General features: G+C 71.1%; 12 protein-coding genes. 5 read left to right on the forward strand and 7 right to left on the reverse strand.

Annotated elements, in window-relative coordinates; all coding sequences use genetic code 11:
• The first annotated feature begins 62 nt into the window (after nucleotides 1-62).
• Entirely contained in the window at nucleotides 63-812 is a 750-nt protein-coding gene (locus AB0N31_RS01255; RefSeq protein ID WP_366056218.1) for a cupin, read from the forward strand.
• Nucleotides 813-960: 148 nt separating this feature from the next.
• On the opposite strand, the gene AB0N31_RS01260 is transcribed toward AB0N31_RS01255, so the two are convergent.
• The 4 genes from AB0N31_RS01260 to AB0N31_RS01275 form a co-directional block, all read right to left on the reverse strand.
• Entirely contained in the window at nucleotides 961-1,557 is a 597-nt protein-coding gene (locus AB0N31_RS01260; RefSeq protein ID WP_366056219.1) for a hypothetical protein, read from the reverse strand.
• 207 nt (nucleotides 1,558-1,764) lie between these two features.
• Complete coding sequence (locus tag AB0N31_RS01265; RefSeq protein WP_366056220.1) at nucleotides 1,765-2,940, reverse strand: serine hydrolase domain-containing protein; 1,176 nt, start codon at nucleotides 2,938-2,940, stop codon at nucleotides 1,765-1,767.
• A 275-nt stretch (nucleotides 2,941-3,215) separates the two neighbouring features.
• Nucleotides 3,216-3,926, reverse strand: a complete 711-nt coding sequence (locus AB0N31_RS01270) for a DUF4232 domain-containing protein (RefSeq protein WP_366056221.1) — start codon at nucleotides 3,924-3,926, stop codon at nucleotides 3,216-3,218.
• 141 nt (nucleotides 3,927-4,067) lie between these two features.
• Entirely contained in the window at nucleotides 4,068-5,642 is a 1,575-nt protein-coding gene (locus AB0N31_RS01275) for a multicopper oxidase domain-containing protein (protein ID WP_366056223.1), read from the reverse strand.
• 378 nt (nucleotides 5,643-6,020) lie between these two features.
• Between AB0N31_RS01275 and AB0N31_RS01280 the strand changes: the two genes are divergently transcribed.
• Nucleotides 6,021-6,896, forward strand: coding sequence for a phosphotransferase (locus AB0N31_RS01280; RefSeq protein ID WP_366056308.1), 876 nt, complete (start codon nucleotides 6,021-6,023; stop codon nucleotides 6,894-6,896).
• 102 nt (nucleotides 6,897-6,998) lie between these two features.
• Here AB0N31_RS01280 and AB0N31_RS01285 read toward each other — a convergent pair whose 3' ends face one another.
• Nucleotides 6,999-8,243, reverse strand: a complete 1,245-nt coding sequence (locus AB0N31_RS01285; RefSeq protein ID WP_366056225.1) for an ROK family transcriptional regulator — start codon at nucleotides 8,241-8,243, stop codon at nucleotides 6,999-7,001.
• A gap of 215 nt (nucleotides 8,244-8,458) precedes the next feature.
• On the opposite strand from AB0N31_RS01285, the gene mmsA reads away from it, so the two are divergent.
• The 3 genes from mmsA to AB0N31_RS01300 all read left to right on the forward strand — a co-directional run bounded on the left by mmsA (nucleotide 8,459) and on the right by AB0N31_RS01300 (nucleotide 12,593).
• A complete protein-coding gene (gene mmsA, locus AB0N31_RS01290; protein WP_366056226.1) occupies nucleotides 8,459-10,006 on the forward strand; it encodes a multiple monosaccharide ABC transporter ATP-binding protein in 1,548 nt (515 codons plus the stop codon).
• Nucleotides 10,003-11,301: a multiple monosaccharide ABC transporter permease gene (gene mmsB, locus AB0N31_RS01295; protein WP_366056227.1), complete on the forward strand. Its 1,299-nt coding sequence runs from the start codon at nucleotides 10,003-10,005 to the stop codon at nucleotides 11,299-11,301. The genes mmsA and mmsB overlap by 4 nt, the downstream gene beginning before the upstream one ends.
• A 182-nt stretch (nucleotides 11,302-11,483) precedes the next feature.
• Entirely contained in the window at nucleotides 11,484-12,593 is a 1,110-nt protein-coding gene (locus tag AB0N31_RS01300) for a sugar-binding protein (RefSeq protein WP_366056228.1), read from the forward strand.
• A gap of 69 nt (nucleotides 12,594-12,662) precedes the next feature.
• Here the strand turns inward: AB0N31_RS01300 and cpt are convergent, their stop codons facing one another.
• Nucleotides 12,663-13,184 carry a chloramphenicol phosphotransferase CPT gene (gene cpt, locus AB0N31_RS01305; protein WP_366056309.1) on the reverse strand — a complete coding sequence of 174 codons (522 nt, stop codon included), beginning with the start codon at nucleotides 13,182-13,184 and terminating at the stop codon, nucleotides 12,663-12,665.
• An 87-nt stretch (nucleotides 13,185-13,271) separates the two neighbouring features.
• Nucleotides 13,272-13,721, reverse strand: a complete 450-nt coding sequence (locus AB0N31_RS01310; RefSeq protein ID WP_366056229.1) for a DoxX family protein — start codon at nucleotides 13,719-13,721, stop codon at nucleotides 13,272-13,274.
• Between the last annotated feature and the right edge of the window lie 163 nt (nucleotides 13,722-13,884).

A 13,884-nucleotide genomic window follows, 5' to 3' on the forward strand; every position in this document is an offset into this window, starting at 1 on the left:
CCCGTCCGCCCCCTGACCTAGGCTCACCGTGGAGCAAGCGCTTTCTCGGTGAAGGGTGCGTCGTGGTGAGCGAGTCCGGATCCGCGCCGCCGCGCCCGCTGCCCGGTGCCGTCGGCCTGTCCCACCTGACCGCGTACGACTGGGAGGCCGCCGACGGCGTGTGCGGCGGCAGCCCGCATCTGCACCTGGTGTGCACGGAGGCGTACGTCGTCACCGGCGGCCGGGGAGCGGTGCAGACCCTGAGCCCCGACGGCTACCGGGACATCCCCCTGGAGTCCGGATCGGTGGCCTGGTTCACGCCGGGCACCGTGCACCGGATGGTGCAGGGCGGCGGCCTGCGCGTCACGGTGCTGATGCAGAACAGCGGCCTGCCCGAGGCCGGGGACGCCGTCTTCACGTTCCCGCCCGAGGTGCTCGCCGATCCGCGGCGGTACGCGGCCGCCGCGGCGCTCCCGCCCGGAACCGGCCAGGAGGCGGCCGCGGCCGCGCGCCGGCGCCGGGACCTCGCGGTCGAGGGGTACGTCGGCCTGCGGAGGGCCCTCGTCGCCGGCGACCCGGAGCCCCTCCTGGCCTTCCAGCGGGCCGCCGCCGCCCTGGTGCGCGAGAAGGTGCCGGTGTGGCGCGAGCTGTGGCGGGCCGGGGCGCTCGCCGCCGCCGAACGCACCGGCGCCCAGCTCGACGCGCTGGCGGCCGGGGAGCCGTCGTATCTCGCCGGCGCGACCGCGCACGAGGCCGTACCGACCCGGCGCGACGGCTTCGGGATGTGCGGCCGCAGGGACGAGTACACGCTGCCGGGCGTCACGGCCGTGTGACCCGCACGCGACGCCGTGAGCGGGCCGACGCGCGCCGCCCGCCCCTGGAGGCGCGGCACCGTTCCTGTGTCGCGCTCTCGGTCGTCGGCGCACCGGCCGCGTCAGCCGCCGACGGCGACAGCCGCGGCGGCGGACGCGGCCGGCGGCGTCAGCGGGCGGCCGTCCAGTTGTGGGCGACGTCGACGACGAGGTGGCCGTCGAGCCGCTGCACCCGGAAGGGCAGCCGCGCCCGCACCCCGAGTCCGATCTGCGTCTCGCCCTCGAAGCTGCCGGCGTACCGCGTGTCACGGAAGGCCCGGTAGCCGGTGATGTTCACGCCGGGCAGCGGCTGGGCGGCACGCGCGGGGTACGTCGGGGCGCCGGTGTCGGGGTCGTAGGCGGGCGCGCTCACCCGCACCTCCAGGATCGCTCCGCCGCCCACCGGGATGTAACGACCGGAGCCGTCCTGGTGGAGGCGGTCCACATAACGGACCGAGTACCCGAGTTCGCCGGCGGCCGCGCCCGGAACGTCGATGACGAGCCGGTCGTAGCAGTCGTGCTGTCCGGTCCGCGCGTTGCGCACCGGCGTCGTCGCGCCGGCGGTGTACGCCTTGTCGAGACTGCCCCAGCCGGTGGGGCAGGCGACGGCCGCGCGCGAGGCGGCGACCGGTGCGGTGGGCGAGGCGGCCTGGGCCGGGATCGCGGCCGCGCCGAGCGTGGCCGTCATGACGGCGGCGGTGACCCAAATGGTTCTGGTTCGCGCCATGGTGTCCCCCTAGGGGTGCGTGTGACTGTTATCAGGTGAGACAGCCCGCTTGGCCGAATGGTTGCACCGTTTGGCGGACCCGTCACCCGGGCGGCCGGACCGCGTACCGGTCGGGCGCCTCCGACACCTCCGCCGGCGTCGCGTCAGCGGGTGGTCGCCCGGCCCGGCACGAACACGGTGAGCATCCCCGCGGTGCCGAGTGCGTGTTCAGGTGGTGCGGCACAGGACATGGTCGATGAGGTTGCGCATGGCGTCTTCCTGACGGGCCGCGGTCTGCGGGTCCGCGGAGCGGCTGTGCGCGGAGACGGTGACGGTGCGCTGACCGTCCATGGTTGTCGCTGCCCGGATGACATATCCGAAGCCGCTTCCTCCATGTCCGAGATAGCCGCCGCCGCAGGACAAGGGTGTGAAGAACAGGCCCAGGCCGTCCCGGGTGCCTTCCGGGTGACCGCTGTCCTGCGGCACCGGCACGGTGTTCTGCATGGCAGCGAGTTCGGCGGGCTTCAGCACCTGTCCACTTGTCAGTGCGGTGAAGAAGCGGTTGAGGTCGCGGGCCGTACCGGTCATCGAGCCGTCGGCTCCGCTGTCGAAGGGACGGTAGGGGATCGTGGTGTCCACGATCGGGCCGTCCGCGGTGAACTGCTGGTAGTTGGCCGTGTGCGGATACGGAAGGAAGGGCCAGGTGCCGGGGGTGTCGGTGTGCTGCAGGCCGAGCGGGCGCAGGATGCGGTCGTGGACCTGCTGTTCCCAGGTACGGCCTGTGATCTTCTCGATGATCATTCCGATGAGCACGTAATTCGTGTTGGAGTACGCCCAGCGGGTGCCTGCCGGGAAGGCGGGTTCATGGCGCATGGCCAGGTCCACCAGCTCCTCGGGCTCGTAGGCCCGCCACCGGTTGGCGAAGTAGGTCCGGGTACCGGGGTCGGGGAAGACGTCATGGACGTAGTCGGAAAGGCCACTGGTGTGCTGCAGCATGTCGCGGACGGTGATGGTCCGGCCGTCGTTTCCAGCACCGGACACGACCCCGGGCAACAGCTGCTCCACTGTCTGGTCGAGGGAGATCCGTTTTTCGCCCACCAGTTGCATCATGACGGTGGCGACGAACGTCTTGGTGGTACTGCCCAGACGTAGGTAGCCGTCTTTCGGGACCGGGCGACGAGTGACCAGGTCCTTCACCCCGGAGCGGGCCGTGACCGTCCCGCGCGGGGTTTCCAGGCGGACCGCTACCCCGGTGACCCCGGTATCCCGCAGTGCGTCGGCGTCATGCTGCACAGACCACGCCGTGCCGGAGGGGCGTGGTGCGGCTGAAGCCGCAACGGACGGCAGGGATGACACAGCCAGTGCCAGCGCCGCAGCTGACAACCACGAACGACGAAAGATCATGACCTGAGGCTAGGAACAGCAAGGGCCTCCAACCATCCGGGATACGCCCCGTCTCGAACGGGTGCCAGCCGGATGGACATCACGCCAGGTGCCCGGCACCACCACTGGCCTCCTCTGAACGCGGGAGACCAGGCGGGTGTCGCGGCCTGGGCGTCGACGAGGCCGGCCTGGAGCGAGGCCCCGCTGACCGGTGAGCCGCCGGCAGGGTACCGGGCTGCCGGCGGAGTGCGGACGAGGCTACAACTCCCCGGCGGGCGTGCGGTTCCCGGCTCGGCCTACAGGCTGAGCGCGTCCTCCACGTTGTTCATCCACGGGGTCACGGAGTTGGTGTCGGGGGAGACGTACAGGCCCGGGGTCGAGGCGCTGAGGGGGGTCTGTTCGAGATCGGACTCGGTGTTCATGGTCATCGCGATCGAAGCGACCGTCCTGCCCTTCCCGTCGTCGGCGCCCCCCATGAGGCCGGCGTAGGCCGACTCACCGGGTTCGAGCCTGAGCGCGTCCTCGATGCCGGGGGCGGAGCCCCGTTCCGTTGCCTGACCGTCCAGTTCGCCGAAGGTCACGATCGGGTGGCCCAGCGCCCGGCAGGCCTTCTTGCCCTTGTTGGTGATCTTCAACAGGTAGCTGCTGGTGGTCGGTTCGGCGAGGCTCGCGGTGAACTTCACGTCGTACGTGCTGCACGGGAAGACGTCGGGGTCGGCCGAGGAGCCACCACCGGCCGGGCCGCTTCCGGTGCCGGACGGACCGCCGCCACCGGACGAGCCGCCACCGGACGAGCCGGTGCCGGACGGACTTCCGGCGGGGGAAGCCGGCCCTGCCGGTGCCGCCGACGGGCTCGTGGACGGCGTCTTCGACGGGGCCGCCGACGGGCTCGTGGGCGGTGTCGTGCCGGTGTCGCCCGCCGCGTCGTCCTCGGCGGGACCGCAGGCGGTCAGTGCCAGTGCGGAGAGGGCGGCGAGGACGACGGCGGCTCTGCGTACGGTGCTCATGGCGTGGTTCCCCCGATGAGAAGCGTGGTGTTCCGGAGTGCTGCTCCAGCGTCCCGCGGGTTCTTCACAGCTTGGTGACAGGATCTCGCCGGATCCACCACCGTTCGCGGTGCCGGGGCCGGCCTCGTCCACGGGCGGGGCTCAGCGGACGTATTCGACGATCTGCATCATGCCCTGGTCCTCGTGCTGGAGCTGGTGGCAGTGCAGCATCGAGAGGCCCTCGAAGTCCTCGGCGCACAGCCGGAAGGTGATCGTGCCGCGGGACGGGATGCCGACGGTGTCGTGCCAGACGGGGGTGGTCAGCGGGCGGCCGTTGACCGCCGTGAGCAGGAAGTGGTTGGTGTGCAGGTGGAAGGGGTGGTGGGGATGGCTGTGCGCGCCGTTGGTGACGGTCCACTCCTCCACTTCGCCCAGCCGGACGCGGTGGTTGACGTGACCGGGGGAGAAGCGGCCCCAGGCCAGGTCCCGTGGGCCCGCCGCGACGTCGGCGTGCGGCGTCTCCCCGTCGCCCAGGATGCGGTAGGCGTTGGGGAAGGCGCCGGAGAACACGTTGCTGTAGCTGCGGAAGGCCATGTGCCGGGTGCGGACGGGGGCGGGCAGGCTGGGGGGCCGTCCGGGCAGGTCGGCCGGCAGCGGCATGTCGTGGGGCGGACCGGTGACGACCACCGTCATCAGGGGCCGGTCGACGCCGTCCGTGATCAGTTCGTACGTGCCGGGCTCGCCGCCGCGCACCAGTACGTCGGCCCGGCCGCCCATGGGCAGAGCCACCGTGGAGGAGGGGACGGGGGCCATGAAGGTGATGCCGTCCTGGGCGATCCGGTGCATCGCGTGCCCGTCCAGCCGCAGGGAGAGCGGGGTGAGCGCTCCGGCGTGCACGATCCGCCACCGCTGGACCTCGCCGGGCGCGATGGTGAGGACGGGATTCTTCGCCCCGTTGACGAGGAAGGTGGAGGCGAGGCCCTCGAAGGCGCCCTCCGACGTCAGATCCGGCACCCGCCCGCCGTTCAGGCGGAGTTCGTTGACGCAGACGACGACCTCACGGGCGGCGGCGATCTCGGGGACCTCGTCGACGTCCCCCTCCACGACGATGACGCCGGCCATGCCGTTGAGCACGTGGGCGGCCGTGGACCCGTGGTGGTGGGGGTGGTACCAGAAGGTGCCGGCGGGATGCCCGGCCGGGACCGTGACGCGGCTGCGGTGGATCGTGGTGCCGCCCGCCTCCGCGGCGGGCCCGAAGGCCCGGAACACGTTGTCCGCGTCGCCCGTCGGGTCCACGTGCATGCCGTGGGTGTGCAGGTTGAAGGTGCTGAAACGGTGGGGGACGTTGACGTCCTGGTGGGGGCCCGCGGTGTCCGGCGGCAGCGCGTTGACGTGCGTGATCTCGAGGGCGTCGCCGGGCCGCACCCGCAAGGTCGGTCCGGGGACCGCCCCTTCGTAGGTGCGGGTGCGGACGGTGCCCACGCCGGGGAGCGTCATTTCGGTGAATCCGACCGTGAGCCGTGTGGTCAGGGAGCGGCGCCAGGGCGGGGTGCTGCGCGTCTCCGGCTGGGGGAAGCCGGGGTCGTCCTCGCGGCGCGGCACCGTGTGGGCATCCACCGGCGGCACTGCGCGGGCGCTCGCCGCCGCCGCACGCGCACTCGTCGACGATGCCGTCAGGACCGCTCCGGCGGCGAGCGGCAGGCTCTTCAGTACACCGCGTCGGGGCAGGGTGGTCACGGGGGCGCCTCCTGGGGCAGCAGACGGACAGCGGACGGTCGACGTCTGCGCAGAAAGTGACAAATGGGTATTTTTCGACACGAGAGTGATCGCAGTGTAGAGGTCGCCCGACCGCGGTCACGGTGCAACACGGCGGGTGCGGTGGGGCTGGTGGGGCGGCCGGAACGGCCGAAGCGGCGCGACGGGGCACGCAGAAAAGCGGTCGCTCCCGCGTCCCCGACCCCCGTAAGGTCCCCAAGTCGTTTTGGTGGAGGGGTGGTTCGGAACGTGGAACACAGGGCGGCGCGGGAGCGGTTGGCGGACGCGGCGCGGACCGCGCTGGGCGGCGGGCGGCGACTGGAGGCTGTCACACGCGTCACGGGTGGCAGCAGGAAGGGCGTGTACCGCCTCGTGATGGACGACGCGACGACGGCGATCGCCTACCTCTGGGACGCCGCCGAGAACCACTGGCCGGCGGCCCACGGTGACGACGACCTCACCGACCCCTTCTCGCCCGGCCTCGGACTCGACCTGTTCGAGGCCGCGCACGCGCGGCTGGACGCGCTCGGTGTCCGCGTCCCGGCGATCCGCTTCGCCGACCGCGACGGCGCCCAGCACGCGGGCGGCCTCGCGATCGTCGAGGATCTCGCGGGCGAGAACCTGGAGGAACTGCTCGCGCGCGACCCGCGCGCGGCCACCCCCGTCCTGGCCCGGCTCGGTGAGGCGCTGGAGACGATGCGACGCCATCGGGCGCCCGCCTACGGCAAGGTGGCCGTGGCCGACGCGGGAAAAATCTCGCGGGGGCCGTCGTGCGAGGCGGTCGTCCTGGACCGCGCACTGCGGGACCTCGCCGAGGCCGCGTCGCGTGATCCGCGGATCGCGGGAGTCCGCGACCGGCTGGCGGAGCGCCTGCCGGAGCTGGCCGCGGCGGTGCGGCCGCGCGCCGAGTACGCGGTCGTACACGGCGAACTGGGCCCGGACCACGTGCTCGTGGACGCGGACGGGAACCCCGTGCTGATCGACATCGAGGGCACGATGTACTTCGACGTCGAGTGGGAGCACGTCTTCCTGCGGATCCGCCTGGACGATGCCTACCGTCCGCTGGAGGCACCGGGCCTGGACGAGAACCGGCTCGCGCTCTACACACTCGCCCAGCGGCTCTCGCTGACGGCGGGTCCGCTGCGCCTGCTCGACGGCGACTTCCCCGACCGTGCGGCCATGGCGGCCATAGCCGAGCACAACCTCGGCGAGGTGCTGGCGCTGGCCCGCGCCTGAACCCCCGGTGCGGGCGCCGACGGACCGAGCCGCCCGCCGCCGGCCTGACGGCTACCGCCGGGCGTACGGCGCTCGGTCCGCGCGACCGGACACCGACGGTGCTCAGTCCGCGAGCAGCGCCGACAACCGGGGTGAGTAGGTGGCGTGCAGAACGAGCGCGGCGCTGCCCACCACCGCGGCGTCCGTGCCGAGCGGCGACGCCTCGACCGCGACGACCCGGACGTGGCGTGACAGCGGGCGGCGGGCCAGCACGTCGGCGACGACGTCGACGTAACGCGACTCCACGTGCTGGATGCCGTGGCCGCCGAGGACGATGAGATCGACGTCGATGAAGTTCGCGATGTCGACCGCGACCGAGGCGACGTGTTCCGCGGCCTCGTCGATGACCGCGGCGGCGACCGGGTCCCCCGCGGCGGCGGCGATCCGGATCGCGGCATGGTCGACCGAGGCGGGATCCGCCGCGAACGCCTGCTTCAGCGCACTGTCGGCGGCGGGATCGGCGGCGAGCCGGCGATGCACCTCGGCGACGATCGCCGAGGGGTTGACCAGTCTCTCCAGGCAGCCCCGGTTGCCGCAGTAGCACTCCGGTCCGTCGGGCAGCACGGAGGAGTGGCCGAACTCGCCCGCGTTGAGTGAACCACCCCGGTACACCTGGTGGTTGAGGACGAGCCCGCCGCCGATGCCGGTGCCGAAGAAGAAGTAGGCGAAGTCCGCCACGCCCTTGCCGGCCCCCGACCAGCGCTCGCCGACGGCGGCCGCGGTGGCGTCGTTGTCGAGGGTCACCGGCAGGCCGGTGGCCTCGCTCAGCATCCTTTGCACCGGCACCCGCGTCCAGTGGGCCAGCTGGGGAGCGCCGACGATCGTCCCGTGTCTGAGGTCCATCGGTCCCGGGGTGGCCAGGCCCAGTCCGAGCACCCGGTCGCGTGGGACCCCCGCCTCCGCCAGCACCTCGGCGACCAGCTCGGCCATGGCCTTCACGACCGGCGCGGGATCGCTTCCCGGGTCGAGGGGGCGCTTCCTGACGACCAGGGGCCGGCCGAGCAGATCGACCACGGTGCAGCTGAGTTCGACCGGATCGAAGTGGAGGCCGACCGCGCTGCCCGCGTCCGCGTTGAGCCGCAGCGTCGTGCGGGGCTTGCCCCCGCTGGACACGCGGCTCGCGCCGTCCTCCCGCACGATGCCCTCGTCGAGCAGGCGACGCACGATGCCGGAGACCGTCTGCGGGGTGAGGCCGGTGTGCTGGGCGATCTCGACCCGGCTGATGCCGTCGGCCAGCTGGATCTGGTCCAGCACCACGGCCCGGTTGTACCGGCCGACCTTGGGAAGGTTCGTTCCTGCCTGCCGCACGCGCGGTCCTCTCTGATTGCCCCCGACAAACATATCCTCACCGTCCCATTGACTTAGTAAAACAAATGGATTTAGTGTCCGGCCGCAGACGACACCCCGGACACGACGGCACAACGCTGTGCCATCGGAGGCAAGTTGATGTCCACGAAATGCCGCATGCCCGACGGCGCGGATCCGAACGGCCGGTGGGCCCTCCGCGGCACGGAGCCGCGCTCATGACCGCCGCCCCGGCCCTGCTGGAGATGCGGTCGATCACCAAGACCTTCCCCGGCGTCACGGCGCTCGCCGGCGTCAGCCTGACCGTGCGGGAGGGGGAGATCCACGCGATCTGCGGCGAGAACGGCGCCGGCAAGTCCACCCTGATGAAAGTGCTGAGCGGCGTGCACCCGCACGGCAGCTACACCGGCGACATCGTCTACCGGGGGGAGCGGATCCGCTTCCACGACATCCGGGCCAGCGAGCAGGCCGGCATCGTGATCATCCACCAGGAACTCGCCCTCGTACCGGGCATGTCGATCACCGAGAACATCTTCCTCGGCAACGAACCACGCCGACACGGCGCCATCGACTGGAAGACCGCCCGACGCAGGGCCCTGGAACTGATGGCGCAGGTCGGGCTCCAGGAGGACCCCGACACGCTCGTCAAGGACATCGGCGTGGGCAAACAGCAACTCGTGGAGATCGCCAAGGCGTTCGCGAAGGACGTGAAGCTGCTCATCCTCGACGAGCCGACCGCGGCCCTCAACGAGGCCGACTCCCGGCACCTGCTCGACCTGCTGCGCGGTTTCCGCGCGCGGGGCATCACCTCGATCATCATCTCGCACAAACTGAACGAGATCGAGGCGGTCGCCGACACCATCACGATCCTGCGCGACGGCCGCACCATCGAGAGCCTCGACGTCGAGGCCGACGGCGTCGACGAGGACCGCATCGTGCGCGGCATGGTCGGACGCGAACTCGACAGCCGCTTCCCCGACCGCACACCCGACATCGGCGAGATCTTCTTCGAGGTCCGCGACTGGACGGTACGGCACCCGAGTTCGGACGAACGGCTGGTGTGCAAGGGCTCGACCTTCCATGTCCGGCGCGGCGAGATCGTCGGCTTCGCCGGCCTCATGGGCGCGGGCCGGACCGAACTCGCGATGAGTCTCTTCGGCCGCTCCTACGGCACCTACCTGTCCGGCAGGGTCTTCAAGGACGGCCGGGAGATCCGGCTGAAGTCGGTGCCGGACGCCATCCGGCACGGCCTCGCCTACGTCAGCGAGGACCGCAAGTCGATCGGCCTGAACCTCCTGGACGACGTCAAGACCTCGATGGTCGCCGCCAAGCTGTCGAAGATCACCCGGCGCAAGGTCATCGACCCGGTCCGCGAACACCGGATCGCCGAGGAGTACCGGCGGAACCTGAGGATCAAGACCCCCGGCGTCGACGAGGGCGTCGTGAAGCTCTCCGGCGGCAACCAGCAGAAGGTCGTCCTGGCGAAGTGGATGTTCACCGACCCCGACCTGCTGATCCTCGACGAGCCGACGCGCGGCATCGACGTGGGCGCCAAGTACGAGATCTACGGGATCGTCCACCGGCTGGTCGCCCAGGGAAAGGGCGTCGTCGTCATCTCCTCCGAACTGCCCGAACTCATCGGCCTGTGCGACCGCATCTACACCGTGTTCGAAGGCGCCGTCACCGGTGAGGTGCCGCGCCGCGACGCCGATCCGGAACTCCTGATGAAGCAGATGACCGCTACGAAGAAGAGCCCCGCCTCATGAGCCGCACAAAAGACCTGCAGAAGAACCTCTTCGGAGGCACGACCTCCAACGCCCGCCAGTTCGGCATGATCTCCACCCTGGTGGCGATCGTCGCGCTGTTCCAGATCTGGACGGGAGGCCTCACCCTCACCTCCGGCAACCTCATCGCGGTCGTCAGCCAGTACTCCTACATCCTGATCCTCGCCATCGGCATGCTGATGGTGATCGTCGCCGGGCACATCGACCTGTCGGTCGGCTCGGTGGCGGCCTTCACCGGCATCGTCGTCGCCAAGGCCATGCAGGAGTATTCCCTGCCCTGGCCCCTGGGCATCGTGCTCGGCCTGCTCGTCGGCGTGGCGATCGGCGCCTGGCAGGGCTTCTGGGTCGCCTACATCGGCGTACCGGCGTTCATCGTGACCCTCGCCGGAATGCTGCTGTTCCGCGGCGGCAACCAGTACATCGGCAACGCCGACACCGTGCCGGTGCCCGAGGGCTTCCGGGAGATCGGCGCCGGTTTCCTGCCCGAGGCGGGACCGGACACCGGTTACAACAACCTGACCCTGCTGCTCGGTGCCGTCGCCTGCGCGGGCGTCGTGTGGCGCGAGTGGCGGGCACGCCGGACCCGGCACGAGATGAACGTCGACCTCGCGCCGGTCTGGATCACGGCGGTGCGCCTGGCGGTGATGACCGGTGTCATCGTCTTCGCGACGCTGCGTTTCGCCGGCGGCCGGATCGGCACGAGCCTGCCCGTCTCCGGCATCATCCTGATCGCCTTGGTGCTCGCGTACTCCTCCTACACCCGCAACACCATCGGCGGGCGCCACATCTACGCCGTCGGCGGCAACGCCCGGGCGGCCGAGCTGTCGGGTGTGAAGCTCAGGCGGGTCAACTTCCTCGTCATGCTGAACATGTCCGTACTGGCGGCGCTGGCCGGCATGATCTTCGTGGCCAGGTCCGCCGCCTCCGGACCCCAGGACGGTCTGAGCTGGGAACTGGACGCCATCGCGGCCGTGTTCATCGGCGGCGCGGCGGTCTCCGGCGGCCTGGGCACCGTCAGCGGTTCGATCGTCGGCGGTCTGGTCATGGCGCTGCTCAACAACGGCCTGCAACTGGAGGGCGTGGGCTCCGACATGGTCCAGATCATCAAGGGGCTGGTCCTCCTCCTCGCCGTCGCCTTCGACGTGTACAACAAGCGGCAGGGGCGCTTCTCGGTCATCGGAAGACTGATGCGTCCGTTCCGCCGGGACGAGCCGCGCGCACCGGCCGAACCGTCGGCCCCGGCCTCCGACGCGGGCAAGGCCCCCGTCGCCGGCTGACCCCACGGCCGGGCCGGCGGTCCGGCGACCGGGGCCGGACCACCGCCCGCAACCGCCGTCCGCCGTACCTGCCCCACCTTCCCCGGCCCCACCGCCACGACGCACCTCGATCCGCCGACAGGCGTACCTCTCTCCGGCGACAAGCCGGCAGCAAGCACACCGTACGAAGGGTTCGATCCACCATGCGCAGACTCATCATCCGGGGCATCGCCGCGGTCGGCGCCGCCGCGCTGCTCACCCTGGGCACGGCATGCTCCAACGAACGCGAGGGCTCCGGCGGCGGCGACAGCGCCGACGGCAAGGGCTTCGCACAGGGCGCCCTCGTCGGGGTCGCGCTGCCCGCCAAGACCTCGGAGAACTGGGTCCTCGCCGGCGACCTGTTCACCAGCGGCCTGAAGGAGGCGGGATTCAAGGCCGACGTGCAGTACGCGGGCGCCTCCACCACGGTCGCCGACCAGCAGGCGCAGATCTCCTCCATGGTCACCAAGGGCGCGAAGGTGATCGTCATCGGGGCGACCGACGCCTCGCAGCTCGCCACCCAGGTGGCGCAGGCCAAGCAGGCGGGCGCCACGGTCCTCGCCTACGACCGGCTCATCACCAACACCCCGGACGTCGACTACTACATCGCGTTCGACAACTTCAAGGTCGGCCGGCTCCAGGGGCAGGCCCTCGTCGACGGCATGAAGGCGAAGAAGCCGAAAGGCCCGTGGACGGTCGAGTTGTTCTCCGGCTCGCCGGACGACAACAACTCCAAGGTCTTCTTCGACGGCGCGATGGACGTGCTGAAGCCGTTGATCGACAAGGGCGACATCGTTGTCGGGTCCGGTCAGACGGGCATCAAGCAGACCGCGATCCAGGGCTGGAAGGCCGAGATCGCCCAGCAGCGCATGGACTCGCTCCTGACCTCGACCTACGGCGGCGGCAGGACGCTTGACGGCGTCCTGTCGCCGAACGACACCCTCGCCCGCGCGATCCTCACCTCGGTCAAGGGCGCCGGCAAGCCGGTCCCGGTCGTCACCGGTCAGGACTCCGAGGTCGAGTCCGTGAAGTCGATCATGGCGGGCGAACAGTACTCCACCATCAACAAGGACACCCGCAAGCTCGTCGCCGAGACCGTCACCATGGTGAAGTCCCTGCAGAAGGGCGACAAGCCGGCCGTCAACGACACCACGTCGTACGACAACGGGGTCAAGGTCGTCCCGGCCCACCTCCTGCCGCCCGTCATCGTGACGAAGGAGAACGCGGCCGAGTCCTACGCCAACGACCCGAAGCTGGCGCCCCTCACCAAATGACGCCCGTCACCGCGTCGACCGGCCCCGCCCCCTGCCCGTCCACGCCGGACGGGCAGGGGGCGGGGCCGGTCAGCGGACGTGGGCGGCGATGGCCCGCGCGCACGCCAGGGACTCGGTGTGCGTGGTGTCGACCTCCAGGTCGTAGATCACCCCTCGGTGGACCGCGTCCGCCTGCGACGCGGCCATTCCCCGGACGCGATCCCCCCGCGCGATCTCACGGCCCGCGGCGACCTCCCTCCCGCACCTGACACCGACCCACAGCGCCGTCACGTCGCCCAGCGCCTTCTGCCACCGCTGCTGGGACCCGGCCCCGCCGAGGAAGACCTCGTCGACCACGATCCGGGCGCCGGCGCGGGCCATCGCCACGATCCCCTCGGTCCAGGCCTCCTCCAGCGCCCGGAATTCCGCTCCGACGGTCACCCGGCCGTCCTCCGCGATCTCGAGCCCCGCCTCGGACGCCTGCAGCTCTGCGGGCAGCGCGTCGACGAACGAGTGGACCCCGAACGCGAGCCACGGATCAGGCAGTACGGCCTGGAGGCACCGCACGATGCCGGACTTCCCCGAGCTGGAACCACCGTTGAGAATGATCATCCGAGTCGTCGTCACCGCGCCACACTAAGGGCCCGCTCTCCGGGGGCGAAACGCATTTCGGGGCGGCCTCGGGGACCGGGGCGGACGTCACCGGGACGGCTCGGTCACCCCCCGACCGGCGGGTCGAGGTTCCCCCTTCCGGCCCATCGGAGCGGCCAGGGACAGGGCACCCGGCCCGGAGAAGACCAGCAGCAGGAAGCCCCAGCAGAACAGGGCGGGGGAGAGCCCGCCGTTCTGCAACGGGAACAGGCCGTCCGGCTGGTGCTCGGTGAAGTAGGCGAACGCCATCACACCCGAGCTGAGGAACGCCGCGCTGCGGGTCGCCACCCCCAGGAGGACGAGCACGCCACAGGCCAGTTCGATCACTCCGGCGTACCAGAAGGGCCAGTCGCCCACCGGACCGGCCTTGCGCCCCAGCACCCCGAAGACCGTCGCGGCGCCCTCGCTGGCGAACAACAGGCCGAGGACCATGCGGAACAGGCCGAGCACGAGCGGCTGGTGCGTCGTCAGCCGGTCGCTGAGGCGCGGAGTGGTCATCGGTGCTCCTTGAGTGGCTGCGGTCCGGGTACGGGACGACGCCTGTCATGACGCGGGGGCGAGGCTCCCGGTTCTCCCTACGCGTGGACGGCGGGCCTTGTTCAAGCGGCGCGGCGCCGAATGACGGATTGACGGTCGCGGGACGTGGGCAGAGGGCCAGCAG

The organism is Streptomyces sp. NPDC051051 (genome assembly GCF_040682975.1).
In the GTDB taxonomy this organism is placed as follows: domain Bacteria; phylum Actinomycetota; class Actinomycetes; order Streptomycetales; family Streptomycetaceae; genus Streptomyces.